We start from the raw sequence: 16,430 nt of genomic DNA, 5'->3' as shown, positions 1-16,430 counted from the left end.
GCATAGGCTCTACCCTTTCTTGAAAGGATGCAACGCCGTATTCCACCTGACGATGGCGTTGCAACGCTTGGCGGACGCCTGACTGAATGGGACCCCCTCAGCTTTATGTATCCGAAAATTCATTTTCCGGTTAATGAACTGAATAAAATCCAGCAGTTAATTGAACTTGGCGGCGGCAATGTCCAGCATGAAATACTGGATACTGTTGAGTTCCGCGGTTACAGACTGCCGCTGTACCTGATCAAAGTCGGCGCCGCCGGCCCTGACAAGCCCGCGCTGGCCCTCACCGGCGGCGTGCATGGTCTGGAGAAAATCGGCACTCAGGTGATCCTGGCCTTCATGGAGTCCTTGCTGAAGCAGCTGACCTGGGACGAAGGGCTGAAGGAAGAGTTGAATCATCTGCAACTATATTTCCTTCCCGCCCTTAACCCTGCGGGCATGATGCGCAAGACCCGCGCCAACGGTAATGGCGTCGACCTGATGCGCAACGCGCCGGTGGACGCCGAAGCCCGCGTCCCGCCTCTGCTGGGCGGCCATCGCTTGACCACGCGCATCCCCTGGTATCGCGGCCAGAAGGGGCAGCCGATGGAGAAAGAGGCGGTGGCTCTCTGTGACTTTATTCGGGAACGCCTGTTTCCGGCGCCGTTCAGTATGGCGTTGGACTGCCACTCCGGCTTCGGTTTCAACGATCAGATCTGGTTTCCTTACGCCTACAGTAAAGAACCGATTTATCACTTGCCGGAGATCTTCGCGCTGCGCAACCTGCTGTTCGAAACCTACCCCAACCATGTCTACACTTTCGAACCGCAATCCCGGGTCTACACTTCCCACGGCGATTTATGGGATTACCTGTACATGGAGGCGAAAGCCGCCAATCGCTTGTTCCTGCCGATCACCATGGAAATGGGGTCCTGGCTATGGATCAAAAAGAATCCGCGCCAGCTTATCCAGTTACTGGGTTTCTTCCATCCCGTCCTCCCCCATCGATTACGCCGCGTGCTGCGCCGCCACCTCATCTTCATCGACTTTCTGAAAAACGCCGTGCGCTCTTACGGCAACTGGCTGCCGGACAAGCGCCAGCGCAAACACTATGAACTGGCGGCGCTATCTCTGTGGTACGAGTCCTGATTATGAACCAGGCCCATGAGCTCCCGGCGCGTCATCAATTTGATTTGATCCTGCTGCGGGGATGGATGCGCGACAGACGGCATTGGGAAGGCTTCGACGCCCTGTTGCAGGACGCCCTGGACGCAAATGGCCTGGGCGTTCGCGTGCATGCCCTGGATATCCCCGGCAATGGCGTACGCAACCAAGAAACCACTCCCACCACAGTCGCCAGCATGATCTCCGGCCTGCGACAGCATTGGGAAACGCAGCGCCCTCTAGTGCTGGTAGGTTTATCCATGGGCGGCATGCTGGCGGCGCAATGGACCTATGATCATCCTGAAGAAGTCGCAGGACTGGCGTTGATCAACGCCAGTATGCGTCCCTATGGCGCGCCCTGGAACCGCCTGCGGCTGCGTGTCTGGCCCAAGGTGCTGAAAGGCGCCGGCGTCACCACCGCCCGCCGGGAAAAGCTGATCATGCAGCTCACGCTGTCTCCGCTATTACGCACCCGTGATCGCTTACGCCTCTGGACCGGCTGGAGCCGTGAGCGCCCGGTGCGCACGTTCAACGCCCTGCGTCAGCTGGCGGCGGCGGCGCGTTTCAGCTGCCCGTTTGATTTCGCGCCGAATCGGCCCTGCCTGATTTTGTGCAGCCTAGGCGACAAACTGGTGGACCCGGAGTGCTCTATCGCCATGGCGCAGGCATGGCAAACCCGATGCGTCACGCATCCTACGGCCGGGCATGACCTGCCGGTGGAAGATCCACTCTGGTTGCGGCGGGAATTGCTCAATTGGCTCACGCCGCTGTGCGCACATTTGGAAGCCAAACATTTCCCCTCTTGATCAGAGCCTCCGCCACATTTGGCCATGATTCGTCAGCGCATTGTCCCGGAGCCCCCATCGCCACGCCTGATTTCGTTGTTGTAATGACAATCACAAGCCAACAACAGAACAGGACAGAGACATGAAACACCCCGTACTGAACCCAAATAAATTCACCCGCATCAGCGCCACTCTGTTTTCCGTGGCCATGATCGCAGCCTGCAGCTCGCAAAATCTAACGCCTGAGTCTTCACCTTCCGAAGACTTTGCTGTAAAGTCAGCGGCCCATAACGTGGAAGTCGCCGACAATAATAGGGATGTGTCAACTTCGGAAGCCGATGAGCTTTACAGCTACGGTATATCCCAGGCCGATGACAACCCAGAATTAACGACATCGAACGCCGCTGAAACAATAAACGCTGCTGGAACAACCACCGACAGCACAACAACCGAAGTAACAAGCGCCTCGACCACGGAGGGAAATGATATGACTGTTCTAGTACTTGACGACGCAACAGCCGCAGCCCTGGAAAAAGAGTATGGCGGCGCGAACCAGTTCGCAGGCGTCGAACCACCTCAACCCCGCGTTATCTTCTATCCATTGGAGAAATCCAACCTGAACCAGGAAGATATGGCGGCGCTGAAGCAGCATGCGGATTTTCTTAGCGTGCATCCCAACTATCAGATTCAAATACACGGACATACCGACGCGTCCGGCCAAGCCTCTTACAACGAGCGACTGTCCGAAGAGCGCGCACAGCGTGTAGCGGATTATCTGTTGAACAACGGCGCTCGCCCCGAGCAGGTGGAGATTTTCGGCTGGGGAAGCCGCGAGCCGTTGCTGACCTCCTCTCATCATGAGAAGAATCGTCGCGTTGAGTTGATCTACCTGAACGATCAGGTGGCGGTGTACGGCGCCCCCCAGATCATGGAGCATAACGCCGCGGAAGTCAGCGAAACATTCTAAGTTCTGCCTGACGGAAACTGGCGGTCATCATTGACCGCCAACATCTTCTTCAGTTCCCCTCGCTTTTTGTGATCGGCCCCATGGGCTTGGGTCGGTCATAGAAAAAGCCCTGCAAGACCGAAATCCCCAGCTTCACCATGCGGCAGGCGATATCCCGGCTTTCCACACACTCGGCTATACAATGCATGTTCCGTAAGCGGGCGATTTTAACCAGAGACTCAATCACGATTTCCGCAGAGGGATCTTCCAGTACCCGGCGTACGAAACCACCGTCCAGCTTGACGTAATTCACCGGCAATTCGCTCAGGTATCCATAGCTGGCGGAACCACTGCCGAAGTCGTCCAAAGCGAAGCGGTACCCCTTCTGCGCCATGCTGCGGATAATCTCCCGCGTCTGGGCGATATCCGCCAGCGCCACGCTTTCTGTCACTTCAAAGCAGACGCGAGAACGATCAATGCGATATTTCTCCGCCCAACCTTCCACCTCTTTGAAGAAGCCATGGTCGTTAAATGTGGCGCCACTCAAATTGACGTTATAGATGAACTCCAGCCCCACGCTGTTGGACATGCGTCGAAACAAGGTTTCCGTCACCCAGCGATCAATGATGGGCATAAACCCAAAACGCTCCGCCACCGGAATGAAACTGCCCGGACTGACCATTTCATCCTGTCTCCGTAGGCGAATCAACACTTCACACCCCGGCATGTCCACGGCGTCGCCGTTCTCATCGACACAGAAGATGCCTTGTTGATACAGCTCGAAATGCCCCATCTGAATAGCGTTTTTCAACTGCGACAACCACTCCAGTTCGCCGTGATAACGCAGCATGACAGTATCGCCGGCATGGTAGACCCTGACTCTGTCACGTCCGCTTTCCTTGGCTTGATAACAGGCGATATCGGCGCGGGACAGCACAGCCTGACGACTGTTGTCCTGTTCCGTGATAAAGGTGACGCCAATACTGGCGCCAACGGAAAACACCAAGTCCTCGTATGCCAACTGACAGTGTGAAATGGTCTGTCGCACCTGCTCCGCCACCGCCAGCGTTTGCGCCTCCGTGACGCCTTCAATCACCAACGCGAACTCATCCCCGCTAATACGCGCCAGCATGCCGCGCTCCGGCGTGTTCTTGCGCAGCAAGGACGACAGCTTTTTCAGCAACAGGTCGCCCACCTCATGACCGCAGGTGTCATTAATCAGCTTGAATTGATCCAGATCGATATAAAGCAGGCCCGACACCAAATGGTTGGTGTTCTCGCTCAGCAGCCGGTGCAGATAATTATCCAGAGCGCGCCGGTTGGGCAGGTCAGTCAGCGGATCATGCAGCGCCTGATGCTCCAGTTGCCGGCGCAATCGCACTTCATCGCTGATATCCCGCAACACGATCACCGCGCCGTTACTGAGACGATCGCCCCGCCCCCCGCCGCCAACGACGCGGCGAATGCGAATTTCCAAGGTGCGGGCGCCATCATCGGCGGACTCGAATGCATAACTTTCTATCTGCGCATCGCGTTGCGTCTGCGCCAGGAAGAATTCCACCGGATTTGCGGGATGTCTGGGCTCCTGCAAAGTCTTGAGAGGACAGATCACCACGAAGGGCTTCTCCATGGCCGCGCGTTCGCTCCACCCGGTCAATTGCTCCGCCATGGGATTCATGAACACCACATGGGCGCGCTCATCGACTTTGATCACGCCGTCGCTGATCGACATCAGCGTAGTGCGCAGCCGGTTACGTTCCGTGGCCAGCATGCTGCGAATGGTGCGATTGGTTTCGAAGTTGGCGGTCACCACATACGCCAGCAAGGTACAGGTGCCGACGAACGCCATTTTCACGCTGATCATAAAGTCGCTGGAAATTCCCTGCGCGCCCTCTCCCAACACCAGCGCCGCCAGCGCGACCAGACTCAGGCTCGCGCCCTGCTTCCCCAGGGTGATGGAGGTGTAGACGACATAGGGCAACAGAAGAAAGAACAAGGTCCATGCCTTGTCGGGCATGATCACAAAGGCGGCGGTGAAAAACATGGCCACCCAGGATGTCTGAGTCAGCCAGCGCAACACCAGACGGTACCCTGACGGCGGCTCAACCCACCAGAAACGAATCAATGGGGTGATGATCATAATGCCGATGGAGTCGCCCAACCACCAGGTCATCCAGGTCGCCCCCGCCTGCCCGGGGGTGATCAGTCCGCTGGAAAGTTGTCCCGCGACGCCCAGTCCCGCGCCGAACAAAGGCGCCAGCAAAGCGGCCAGACCAATGAAGCGCAGGCTATCGCCGACGCTGCTGAGATAGGGGGTAATGCCAAAATAACGAATCATCAGCATCGCGCAGGCGACTTCGCTGAGCTGGCCAATGCCGCCGATAACGCCGTTGAGAATCGACTGTTGCAAGGTCATGGCCGACAGCAATTCGCCTACGATGATAACCGGCGCCCAGCGCCAGCCGCTGAACCAGATCATCGCCAGCGCCAGCCCTGAAGGTGGCCACAATGGCGTAACGTCGCCGTAGTAAACCTCCAGCAGCAACCCCAGGCGACCACCCAGATAATACAGCGCAAGCAAGAGGACGAAGTTGATGGAGTAGCGAATTAGCTGCATGAGCCGTTGATTTCTTTCCCCGGGAAAATCATGCGTTACAAAAACTATATGTCATACAGCCAACTTTTCTAACTTTACGCTCCCTGTTTCTGCAGTCTGCGAAAAATCATTGCAAGCTCAGCCGCAACAGGCCGTAGATTTACATAGCGGCAGGCGCTGCTCAATAGGCCATTTTGTGGTGGCGGGAAGGATAATTTTCGTCTATCTGTTAAAGACGCGCCCTTTGAAAAAAATCAAAAAGTCGACAATGCTCCAAACCAACCGGACATCACTTCGGGAGACTTCTGCATGGAATTCAACCAGTATCTGACCGTTCTGGCCAAGAATGACGGATCCGACCTCTACCTGAGCACCGGCGCGCCGCCCTGCGCCAAGTTTCACGGTAAATTGAAGCCCATCGATAAAACCCCCATTCCGCCGGGCAGAATCATGGAAATCGCCAACTCCATCATGGATGAAGAGCAGCGCGAACAATTCGCCCATGAACTGGAAATGAACCTGGCGTACAGCATCCCTCAGGTTGGCCGTTTCCGGGTCAACATCTTCAAACAGCGTAATGAAGTATCCATCGTCGCCCGAAATATCGTGACGGATATTCCCAACGCTGACAGCCTGGGACTGCCCCCTATCCTGAAAGAAGTATTGATGTCGAAACGGGGGCTGATTCTGTTCGTCGGCGCCACCGGCTCGGGCAAATCCACCTCTCTGGCGGCGCTGATCGACCACCGCAACAGCAATAGCGGCGGTCATATCATAACCATCGAAGACCCGGTGGAGTTCATCCACAAGCACAAGAAAAGCATCATCAACCAGCGGGAAGTGGGCGTAGACACGCGCAGTTATCACAATGCGTTGAAAAACACCCTGCGGCAGGCGCCGGATGTGATTCTGATCGGCGAGATCCGCGACCGGGAAACCATGGAGCACGCGCTGGCTTTCGCGGAAACCGGACATCTGTGTATATCCACCCTGCACGCCAATAACTCCAACCAGGCGCTGGACCGCATCATCAACTTTTTCCCGGAAGAGCGACGCAATCAGCTACTGATGGACTTATCGCTTAACTTAAGAGCTTTCGTCTCTCAACGTCTGGTGCCGACTATCGATGGCAAGCGCACTGCCGCCATCGAGATTCTGCTGGGCACGCCCACGGTCAGTGAATTGATCCTGCGCGGCGATATCGACGGCATCAAAGAGATCATGCAGAAGTCGGAAAACATAGGCATGCAGACCTTTGACGCGGCGCTGTTCAAGCTGGTGCAGCAAGAAAAGATCAGCGTGGAGGAAGCCCTGAAAAACGCCGACTCCGCCAACAACCTGCGTCTGCGCATCAAGCTGCACGCCGGCGTGGAGGTTCCCACTAGTCTGGGCGATGAAAAGGTCGAGGACGCAGGCCCCGAAGAATTGTCCGCCAAGAAGCCCAGCAGCGGCTTTTCTCTCAGCCTGCAGGAAATTGAAGAGGACGACGAGGAGGACAACGACCCCTTCAAACCTAAAAATTGACCCCCAGCCAGTCTCCCGTTTTCCCGCAAGCGAGATACAGCCGCTTGCGGGCTGCGATAGCAGTTGTCAGCCGTTTCGGCTTCCGCCAAACTGAACCGTCTCAAAGACTTAGCTTTAACTCCAGGGTTGGCTACTGGCTTTGTAGCGGCAATTAATTTGCCGTGACGATTAAATTCAATAACAACGAATTTGCATAACAACTAAAAAGCACATCACACCAGGAAGTAGACGTTATGACCCCACTCAGTCCAGTCGACCAGATATTCCTCTGGCTGGAAAAGCGCCAACAGCCTATGCATGTCGGCGGTCTGCATATTTTCAGTTTCCCCGATGACGCCGACGCCAAATACATGACGGAGCTGGCGCAGCAACTGCGCGCCTACGCTACGCCGCAGCCGCCGTTCAACCGCCGTCTGCGTCAGCGTTGGGGGCGTTATTATTGGGATACTGACGCCCAGTTCGATCTGGAGCATCATTTTCGCCACGAGGCGTTGCCCAAGCCCGGCCGTATCAGGGAACTGCTGGCGCATGTTTCCGCAGAACACAGCAACCTGATGGACCGTGAACGACCCATGTGGGAATGCCATCTGATCGAAGGTATTCGTGGCCGCCGCTTCGCAGTGTATTACAAAGCGCATCATTGTATGTTGGATGGCGTCGCCGCCATGCGCATGTGCGTGAAGTCGTATTCTTTCGATCCAACCGCGACAGAGATGCCGCCGATCTGGGCGATATCAAAAGACGCCAAACCAGCGCGCGAAGCCCAGGTCCCCACCGCCGGCGATCTGGTTCTCAGCCTGTCGCAATTGGTGGAGGGCGCAAGCAAACAAATCGCCACCGTCCCCACACTGATCAGAGAGCTGGGCAAGAACCTGTTGAAAGCACGCAATGACAGCGACGCCGGTCTGATCTTCCGTGCGCCGCAAAGCATTCTCAATCAACGCATTACCGGCTCACGCCGATTCGCCGCCCAGTCCTACGCGCTGGAACGCTTTAAGGCGATCGGCAAAGCGTTCCAGGCCACGGTCAACGATGTGGTGCTGGCGGTGTGCGGCAGCGCCTTGCGTAATTATTTACTCAGCCGCCAGGCGCTGCCCGATCAGCCCCTGATCGCCATGGCGCCCATGTCCATCCGCCAGGATGACAGCGACAGCGGCAATCAAATCGCCATGATACTGGCCAACCTCGGCACCCACGTCGCCGACCCGGTGCGTCGCTTGGCGCTGACCCAAGCCTCTGCGCGGGAGTCCAAAGAGCGCTTTCGCCAGATGACGCCGGAAGAAGCGGTCAATTACACCGCGCTCACCCTGGCCCCCTCGGGCTTGAATCTGCTGACAGGCCTCGCGCCCAAATGGCAGGCGTTCAATGTGGTGATTTCCAATGTGCCCGGCCCTGATAAGCCCCTGTACTGGAATGGCGCACGCCTGGAAGGCATGTACCCGGTGTCGATTCCAGTGGATTACGCCGCGCTGAACATCACGCTGGTGAGCTACCGCGACCAACTGGAGTTCGGCTTCACCGCCTGCCGCAGAACCCTGCCTTCCATGCAGCGCTTGCTGGACTACATCGAGCAAGGCATCGCCGAATTGGAAAAAGCGGCGGGAGTCTGAGCCGTGATCAAGCGAAGGCGCCGCAGTTGGCGCGCGCCTTCGCTTCGGTTAACCTATGCGCTCTCACCGCCGGTTAAACCCGGCAATAGGAGAAGTAACTAGATCACTAAGGAAGTGAATAATGAAAATCAAAGATATTAAAACCACCCCCTACCTCGAACAGACCTCTCTCTGGCCCGCCAGCGGCAGACATATTCTGGCGCATCAGGATCAAGACACGCTCATCGTTTATCAGGCCTATCGACCGGAAATCGGCGAGTACGCCATCAAGAACGGCCGTTTCGGCGGCGCATACAGTTATTCCCGCATGAGTTGGATTAAACCCAACTTCCTGTGGATGATGTATCGTTGCGGCTGGGGTTTGAAGGAAGGCCAGGAAGTTGTGCTGGGCCTGAGAATACGCCGACAGTTCTTCGAAGACATCCTGAGCCAGGCGGTACCCTCTTCCTACAATCCTGAGGAATTCGCAACTCAGGAAGCCTGGAAGGAAGCAGTGCAAAGCTCCAACGTGCGTCTGCAATGGGACCCGGATCATACGCCGAACGGGGCAAAGTGCGAGCGCCGCGCCATTCAATTGGGACTGCGTGGAGACATGCTCGCCCGTTATGGCAAAGAGGAGATTCTGGAAGTTATCGACTTCAGAGAGTTCATCGCTGAGCAACGCGCTCACGCTATCCCGGAACGCTACGCGGAGCTGATGACGCCGCAGGAGCGGGTATTTATTCCCTCCGACGCCACAGTCAGCGCCCGCTTACGGCTGGATTCGCCAGACTGAGCTACGCTTGCCGGCATTCCCGCCGCAAGCGCCGCCCCCTCACCCTTCGAAGCGAAACACCAGCAACAGATTGTTCGCTGGCAACCGTTTGAGACTCTCCAGCTTGAAGCCAGAGCGCAGCGCCAGCGTCTCAATGTCCGCCAGATCTTTCAGTCCAGCGTCAGGATCGCGAGTTTTCACCCACTCATCCAGGCCCTGATTGCCTGGGCTGGTAAACGCTCCGTTTTCATTAAAAGGACCATAGACACAAAAAGGAGAATCAGAGCGTAGACGCTTGGCGACGCCGGCGAACAACGCCTCAACAGGCGTCCATCCAATAAAATGCAAAGTGTTCGACGTGTATGCCGCATCAAAGATTTCAGTCAGCCCCCAATCGCCAACTGTCACATCCAGCGCTTTGGGCGGTAAAAGGTTGTCCAGCCCCGACTCCTCCACCCAGGCGCAGATCCCCGGCAAAGCCTCGGCCAGATCCGTCGGCAGCCATTGCAGATGGGGCATGCGCTCAGCGATATACACCGCGTGCTGCCCGGTGCCGGCGCCGATTTCCAATACCGTTCTCACATTGGCGAACGGCTCCCGCACCGCCTCGGCGATAGGGGCCTGATTCCGCAAACAGGCTTCAGCGACAGGTTTCACAACAGGGTCTCCTTAATTTTTTATCCGGGTTGAATCATTTCCAAATCCCCCGGATATTGCAACCTGTGCCGTTGGATAGAAAAGAGACAAACAGTCAGCCTAAAAAACACACTGATCATAAATTACAAAAATCCCCGCAATCCCTACGAAATAAAGGCCTCCCATCGTTTTCCAAAGAGATATCCACAGGATGTGTGGATATCTGAATCGCATTCTCCGATTACAAATCGATCAAACCTATCGCAATACGATCAAACTCCCTGACGCCAGACGACAAAATTTAGAGGTGGAGCGAAGCTGTCTGCGTCGGTATTCTTCGAAGAGTCTACTCAACTAAGGAGGTCAATGTGAGTAAACCCAAAATTCTGGTCTTCGCTGGCAGTTTGCGCAAAGAATCTCTCAACAAGAAGCTGGCGCGGGCCGCCGGACGTTATGCGGAAGCCGCCGGCGCCGAGGTGACCTTTCTGGATCTGGCGGATTATCCTCTTCCCATTTACGACGGAGACATAGAGAGCGCATCCGGCCTGCCGGAGAACGCGCTCAAGCTCAAACAGATCCTCGCGGCCCATGATGGATTCATTCTGTCTTCTCCCGAATACAATGGCGGCATCAGCGGCGTACTGAAAAACATGATCGACTGGGTGTCGCGCCCGCTGGAAGGCGAGCCCTCCATGGCGGCGTTCAAAGACAAGTGGGTGGCGTTACTGGCGGCCTCTCCCGGGGCGCTGGGCGGCATTCGCGCTTTGCCGATGGTCAGAACCATCTTATCCGGTATTGGCTGCGTGATGATGCCTGAGCAAGTGGCCCTGGGGCAGGCCAACAAAGTCATCGACGCGGAAGGCGCCATCACCGATGAAGCCGCCGCCTCACGAGTGCAACGCCTCAGCGAACGACTGGTCCGCTTCGCCGCCAAATAACCCCATCGCGCCTTGTATCCTTCGCAGTGCGTCCCCATCTCCCAGGGGAACCCTCCATTCATCAAGGATACAAGGAGCACAACATGGCTCACGTCGTCATTACCGGCGCCAATCGCGGCATCGGTTTGGAACTGGCGCGTCTTTTCAGCCAACGGGGCGATAAAGTCACCGCTATCTGCCGGCGCGCTTCCGACGAGTTACAACAACTGAACGTGACCGTTTTGACCGATATCGACATCAGCCAGGACGCATGCGTGGAACAGATTCGCCAGGCCCTGGCGGGACAAACCATCGATATTCTCATCAACAACGCCGGCCTGTTGCATCATGAAACGCTGCCCAGCCCCAACTGGGACACCATGCGCGCGCAATTCGAAATCAACACCCTGGGCCCGCTGCGCGTCACCAGCGCGTTGCTGGAAAACTTGCATAAAGGCGCCAAGGTTGGACTGATCACCAGCCGCATGGGATCTGTTGAAGACAATAGCTCCGGCGCTTATTACGGGTATCGTATGTCCAAGGCGGGACTTAACGCCATTGGCAAGTCTCTGGCGTTGGATCTGAAAAGTCGCGGCGTGGCGGTGGCGTTGCTGCATCCGGGCTATGTGATTACGGACATGACCGGGCATTCCGGTGATATCACGCCTGACGTATCAGCGAAGGGATTGGCGGCGCGCATAGACGAACTGACATTGGAAAACTCAGGCAAGTTCTGGCATTCAAACGGGGAATTGCTGCCCTGGTGAGCCAGAAGTAAGTAAGATCGGGCGGCTGCCGTCAGATGATTTTTTCATGTCCCGCGCGACGCGCGGGACACAGGTTCCCACAGAGAACCTCAGGACAAGGAATACGCCAAACCTTCCTGTCGCGCTTCATGGATATCATCCGGGGTATCCACATCACACAGCACCCCGCGATCTTCCACGTCAAAACGCAATACCGCATCACTATAACGCTGCAACACCGACTTCGCCCCGGCGTCGCCGCCCAGAGCCATCAATTGCGGGTAAAAGCGACGTCCGAAAATCACCGGATGTCCCTGCCGCTCGTGATAGAAAGGCGCGACGATGCGCTCCTCCTCTCCACGCTCATGCAGTGCGGCCAGCGTGCCTGCGCGGATGTAAGGCATATCCGCCAACGCCACGCCGCAAAACATCCAGTCCCGTACTTGCGACACTCCCCATGCCAATGAGGCGCCCATACCCGCCTCCGCGTGGGGACAAACCGTATAGGGGACGTCAAGGCGATCCAACAATGCAGTGACGGCGTTGTGTCCAGGTCTGACCACCGCCAGCACCGGTTGCTCCGTCGCCGTCAACGCCGCCAGACTGTGCGCAAGCAGCGCACGTCCGTCTCTCATTTTAGCCGTCAGTTTGTCCGCGCCGAAGCGGCGGCTCTGTCCTGCGGCCAGCACCAACCATCCCATAATTATTATAATCTCCCGGCTATATTTATGTTTTCAGCCGCAACGGCAGGTCGCGCAAGCGTCGTCCGGTCAGCCTGAATACGGCGTTGGCCACCGCCGGCGCTATGGGCGGCGTTCCCGGCTCTCCTACTCCGGTGGGAGCGGCGTCACCACCAACCAGAACCACATCGATTATCGGGGTTTCATTCATGCGCAATACCGGATAATCGTGAAAGTTTGACTGTCTCACCGCACCCTGAGTATGGGTTATCTCCCCATACAGAGCCGCTGTCAAGCCGAAAATGACGCCGCCTTGCATTTGTGCGATCACCGTATCAGGATTCACCGCCAATCCGCAGTCAACGGCGCACACCACCCGATGCACCCGGATGGCGTCGCTTTCCACAGACACTTCCGCTATCTGTGCGACATAGGTTCCAAAGCTTTTATGGCAGGCTACGCCGTGTGCTCTGCCGGAAGCCAGCGGCCCATTCCAACCCGCCTTCTGCGCCGCCGCGCGCAATACCCGCAAGTGTCGTGGATGATCGCGCAACAATCCCTCCCGATAGGCCACCGGGTCCTGGCGGGCGTGATGCGCCAGCTCATCAATAAAGCTCTCCACCACGAAGGCATTGAAAGAATGGCCGACCGAGCGCCAATAGCTGATGGGAACGCCTGCGTCCGCCTTCATATGGCGCACGCGGATGTGGGGAATGGCGTAAGGAATGTCCTCCGCGCCCTCATAGGCGCTTTGGTCCGGCGTGACCATTTTCGCCACGCCCGCCGCCATGCGCACCATGGCTTGCGGCGCCCATGTCGGCGCGACCGCCCCCGCGGCTTCCCTGACGTAATGATCAATCACCCGTGGCGCGGCGATATCATGAGTCCAGGCGAGAGCTTCGCCCCCTGGCGACAACGCCGCCGTCAGCCGGTGCAGCGACGCCGGTCTAAATAAATCATGCTGAATGTCTTCCTCTCGCGACCAGATCAATTTCACCGGACGATCAAAGTGCTGCGCGATGGAGACGGCTTCTCCGACGAAATCCTGACTCAGACGACGCCCGAATCCGCCGCCGATAAACGTGGTGCGAATATGAATATCGGCGGCGGATAAGCCACACTCTCTTCTGGCAACCGCCCGCGCCACATCAGGCCCCTGAGTGGGCGCCCATACGTCGCAACGCCCGTCCCGAAACCAGACCGTACAATTTTGCGGCTCCATGGTGGCGTGAGCGAGAAACGGAGCGCGGTACTCCCCCGTCACTCTTGCGGAGGTTGACGCCAATGCGCGCTCGACATCGCCCTCGCTGCGGACGGTATCACCGCTTTGCGTCGCCAGCGTTTGCCGGTAAAGATCAAATACAGACGCAGTATCCAGCGCCCCCAGTTCGCCCGCATCCCATTCAATTTTCAACTTGTCCCGAGCCTGACGGGCGCGCCAGTATTTATCCGCCACAACGGCGACGCCGCGGGGAACCTGTATGACCGCCGCCACGCCGGGCATATTCCGCGCCTCCCGGTCATCCAGCGCACGCACGGATCCTCCCGCCGCCGGTGGCCGCGCCATCACCGCATACAGCATATCCGGCAGCTGCACGTCGATGCCGAAATCCGCTTGGCCAAAACTTTTCAAGGAGGCGTCCAGGCGTTGATTGAACTTGCCGATGTACCGGTAATCCTCTGGCGATTTCAAGGTAATGTTGGTTGGCGCGGGCTGCCGCGCCGCCAGCTCAGCCAGCTCGCCATAACTCAGCGATGGGCCGCCTTCGCGTAGCCGGCAGGCGCCATGCTCGGTAATAATCGATGACGCTGGCGCATTCCAGACTTGCGCAGCGGCGGCGACCAGCATGGCGCGCCCCATGGCCCCCGCCTCCCGCAATCGCACCCAGTTGCTGCTCAAACTAGTGCTGCCGCCAGTGATTTGTAGACCGAAATCAGGTTGTTCGTAGGCGGAATCCACCGGCGCAAACACCACCTCTATGGCGGCAGGATCCACATCCAGCTCTTCCGCCAACAGCGTACACATTCCCGTGTAGGTTCCCTGCCCCATTTCCACCCGATCCAATGTCAGAATAACGCGGTTGTCCGGCGTGACCTCCAACCAGGCGTTGGGGCGCAGCGAATTCGCTTCCATCCCTTGCGGCAACGATGCACAGCCGGGCAACTGCAAAGCGACTATCAGTCCGCCGCCAGCGCTGAGGGAAGCCCGAAGCAGGTCTCTGCGGGATAATGCAATGGTCTCCATAACCCCTCCCTCTATTTCTGACTTGGGTTCTGATTTAGTTGCGCCGCCGCTTGATGAATGGCGGCGCGGATGCGGGGATAGGTTCCACAACGGCAGATGTTGCCGGACATGGCGTTGTCGATATCCGCATCGGAAGGCTGGGGATTTTTCGCCAGCAGGGCGCAGGCGGACATGAGCTGCCCGGACTGACAGTAACCGCACTGGGGTGTATTCAACTCCACCCAGGCGCGTTGCAGAGGATGGGGACGCTCTGGATCGCCTATGCCTTCGATGGTGGTGATCTTGCGTTCCTGGGCCACGATCGCCGGTGTAATACAGGAGCGAATAGGCTCTCCATCCAGGTGCACGGTGCAGGCGCCGCACAAACCCATGCCACAGCCAAATTTGGTTCCCGTCAGTTGCAGCTCATCGCGGATCACCCAAAGCAGTGGGGTATCCGGCGTCACATCCACCTCTCTTGGTTCGCCGTTCACAGTTAATTTCATAAAGACGCCCTGTTCGCATTTTGTTGTTATGTTGTCCGAAGACTAAATGACCAACGGTCATTTGTCTATGTAGTAACCGAAGGCGCTGGAGTTCACATGTAGGCGCTTACTTTCGCCCTGTGCACTTATAACCGTGGCGCCACACAAAACTTTTCCTTATAGTTCGCCTAGTTAAAACATAATGTTTTGTCAGGTAGACCTTTGCGTTAAGGGAGTTCGCTGAGCATGAAGCCGACGTTGGCAATCAAGCGGTTTGTCTTTGTCTGTATCACATTATCCCCAGGCCTGGCCTTCGCCGAGCGCCTTTCCATGACGCCGGATTTTCTGGACTATTTTTCCGTCAATCCTCCACGCACCACGCTGCCTTCTGCATCGGAAAGAGAGTTGCTGGAGCGCTATAAGCCGCGCTTTTTCGCAGCGGAAGGACAGACGCTGTTCATCGATTTTTATCGCGACTACATCGCCAACGGCCGTCTGTATGACAAGCACGGCGTGCTGATCAGCGAGGACGTCAGCCCGGAAACCCTCAACAAATTCACCTACAATCCTGACGTCTGCTTTTTTTATGATGGCGATGGCGATGGCGAAGCCAGCCGGCAGGTCGCCTACGGCCGGGTAGACTACGACAATGTCGGGCTGGAAGACGCCAAGACCTGGACCTTTCTCACCTACAACCTGACTTTCGCTTATTCCGGGCTGCCGGTGGGCATGCCGGGCTGGAAGTCCATCATGCTGAACCTGCTGGGCGATACCCGTCATTGGCGCAGCCCGGACCAGTACGTCTCCGCCACCATCGCGCTGAATGACCAGCAACGCCCTATCGCCATCACCCTGCAGCAGCATGATTATCTGACCACCTATATTCTGAACCGGGATCTTGAGCTGCCGGAGGATGGCCGCATCAGGCTGGACATCGCCAAGTCATCCAACGAGTTGTATCCCCATTCGCCCTCCGAACAGAGGCGCCGCGCCGCCACTGCGATGACGCCGGATGACGCGGAATATCTGATCTATGGCGCAGATCGCCCCTTTCTTGGCGGCATGGATGTGACGCATGGACAAATAGAAGTCGAATACACGCTGACGGCGTTGCCGCCGGACGACGCCTTCTATCAGTTCAAGGGCGAGCTGGGCGAATCTCACATGTTATGGAACCGCGATGCGCCTTCCGGCGCCGACTACAGCACCGCGCCCGCCCTCAAGCCCAGATCCATCGCCATGGCTGCGGGATACCGCCGCGAAGACGATCAGGACTACATACAGCTACTGCAGGACTGGCGGGACAGCGGTTACGGCAAGCTGCCAGAGCATGTCAAAACAGCGTTCATGCGCCGCTTCACTGAAGATCTGCCGGCGCCATGAC

Annotated in this window: 14 protein-coding genes; 9 read left to right on the top strand and 5 right to left on the bottom strand. The window is 57.3% G+C overall.

Annotation, left to right across the window (positions count from 1 at the left end; genetic code table 11):
• The first annotated feature begins 27 nt into the window (after positions 1–27).
• The 3 genes from O5O45_RS02715 to O5O45_RS02705 all read left to right on the top strand — a co-directional run bounded on the left by O5O45_RS02715 (position 28) and on the right by O5O45_RS02705 (position 2,895).
• Positions 28–1,128 carry a M14 family zinc carboxypeptidase gene (locus O5O45_RS02715; RefSeq protein WP_305903761.1) on the top strand — a complete coding sequence of 367 codons (1,101 nt, stop codon included), beginning with the start codon at positions 28–30 and terminating at the stop codon, positions 1,126–1,128.
• Between the two features lie 2 nt (positions 1,129–1,130).
• Positions 1,131–1,949 carry an alpha/beta fold hydrolase gene (locus O5O45_RS02710; protein ID WP_305903760.1) on the top strand — a complete coding sequence of 273 codons (819 nt, stop codon included), beginning with the start codon at positions 1,131–1,133 and terminating at the stop codon, positions 1,947–1,949.
• A 121-nt stretch (positions 1,950–2,070) separates the two neighbouring features.
• Positions 2,071–2,895 carry an OmpA family protein gene (locus O5O45_RS02705; protein ID WP_305903759.1) on the top strand — a complete coding sequence of 275 codons (825 nt, stop codon included), beginning with the start codon at positions 2,071–2,073 and terminating at the stop codon, positions 2,893–2,895.
• A 49-nt stretch (positions 2,896–2,944) separates the two neighbouring features.
• Here O5O45_RS02705 and O5O45_RS02700 read toward each other — a convergent pair whose 3' ends face one another.
• Positions 2,945–5,491, bottom strand: coding sequence for a bifunctional diguanylate cyclase/phosphodiesterase (locus O5O45_RS02700; protein WP_305903758.1), 2,547 nt, complete (start codon positions 5,489–5,491; stop codon positions 2,945–2,947).
• A 288-nt stretch (positions 5,492–5,779) separates the two neighbouring features.
• Between O5O45_RS02700 and O5O45_RS02695 the strand changes: the two genes are divergently transcribed.
• The 3 genes from O5O45_RS02695 to O5O45_RS02685 all read left to right on the top strand — a co-directional run bounded on the left by O5O45_RS02695 (position 5,780) and on the right by O5O45_RS02685 (position 9,379).
• Positions 5,780–6,994: a PilT/PilU family type 4a pilus ATPase gene (locus O5O45_RS02695; RefSeq protein WP_305903757.1), complete on the top strand. Its 1,215-nt coding sequence runs from the start codon at positions 5,780–5,782 to the stop codon at positions 6,992–6,994.
• A gap of 233 nt (positions 6,995–7,227) precedes the next feature.
• Positions 7,228–8,604 carry a WS/DGAT/MGAT family O-acyltransferase gene (locus tag O5O45_RS02690; protein WP_305903756.1) on the top strand — a complete coding sequence of 459 codons (1,377 nt, stop codon included), beginning with the start codon at positions 7,228–7,230 and terminating at the stop codon, positions 8,602–8,604.
• Positions 8,605–8,725: 121 nt separating this feature from the next.
• Positions 8,726–9,379, top strand: a complete 654-nt coding sequence (locus tag O5O45_RS02685) for a DUF4291 domain-containing protein (RefSeq protein ID WP_305903755.1) — start codon at positions 8,726–8,728, stop codon at positions 9,377–9,379.
• A gap of 39 nt (positions 9,380–9,418) precedes the next feature.
• On the opposite strand, the gene O5O45_RS02680 is transcribed toward O5O45_RS02685, so the two are convergent.
• Positions 9,419–10,015: a DUF938 domain-containing protein gene (locus tag O5O45_RS02680; RefSeq protein ID WP_305903754.1), complete on the bottom strand. Its 597-nt coding sequence runs from the start codon at positions 10,013–10,015 to the stop codon at positions 9,419–9,421.
• A 347-nt stretch (positions 10,016–10,362) separates the two neighbouring features.
• Here O5O45_RS02680 and O5O45_RS02675 point away from each other — a divergent pair, with 347 nt between their 5' ends.
• Positions 10,363–10,932, top strand: a complete 570-nt coding sequence (locus O5O45_RS02675) for an NADPH-dependent FMN reductase (protein WP_305903753.1) — start codon at positions 10,363–10,365, stop codon at positions 10,930–10,932.
• Between the two features lie 83 nt (positions 10,933–11,015).
• A complete protein-coding gene (locus O5O45_RS02670) occupies positions 11,016–11,678 on the top strand; it encodes an SDR family oxidoreductase (protein ID WP_305903752.1) in 663 nt (220 codons plus the stop codon).
• Positions 11,679–11,767: 89 nt separating this feature from the next.
• Here the strand turns inward: O5O45_RS02670 and O5O45_RS02665 are convergent, their stop codons facing one another.
• The 3 genes from O5O45_RS02665 to O5O45_RS02655 are packed head-to-tail and all read right to left on the bottom strand — an operon-like array spanning position 11,768 to position 15,067.
• On the bottom strand, positions 11,768–12,358 hold the full coding sequence (locus O5O45_RS02665; RefSeq protein ID WP_305903751.1) for a nucleotidyltransferase family protein: 591 nt from the start codon (positions 12,356–12,358) through the stop codon (positions 11,768–11,770).
• Positions 12,359–12,383: 25 nt separating this feature from the next.
• The gene (locus O5O45_RS02660) at positions 12,384–14,582 is read right to left on the bottom strand and encodes a xanthine dehydrogenase family protein molybdopterin-binding subunit (protein WP_305903750.1); all 2,199 of its coding nucleotides are present in this window, start codon (positions 14,580–14,582) and stop codon (positions 12,384–12,386) included.
• Positions 14,583–14,593: 11 nt separating this feature from the next.
• Complete coding sequence (locus O5O45_RS02655; protein ID WP_305903749.1) at positions 14,594–15,067, bottom strand: (2Fe-2S)-binding protein; 474 nt, start codon at positions 15,065–15,067, stop codon at positions 14,594–14,596.
• Positions 15,068–15,292: 225 nt separating this feature from the next.
• Here O5O45_RS02655 and O5O45_RS02650 point away from each other — a divergent pair, with 225 nt between their 5' ends.
• Complete coding sequence (locus O5O45_RS02650; protein ID WP_305903748.1) at positions 15,293–16,429, top strand: hypothetical protein; 1,137 nt, start codon at positions 15,293–15,295, stop codon at positions 16,427–16,429.
• The last annotated feature ends 1 nt before the right edge of the window (position 16,430 follow it).

This window comes from Hahella sp. HNIBRBA332, assembly GCF_030719035.1.
Taxonomy (GTDB): domain Bacteria; phylum Pseudomonadota; class Gammaproteobacteria; order Pseudomonadales; family Oleiphilaceae; genus Hahella.
The sequence above is the reverse complement of the archived record's forward strand: the minus strand, read 5'-3'. Positions and strand labels throughout refer to the sequence as shown.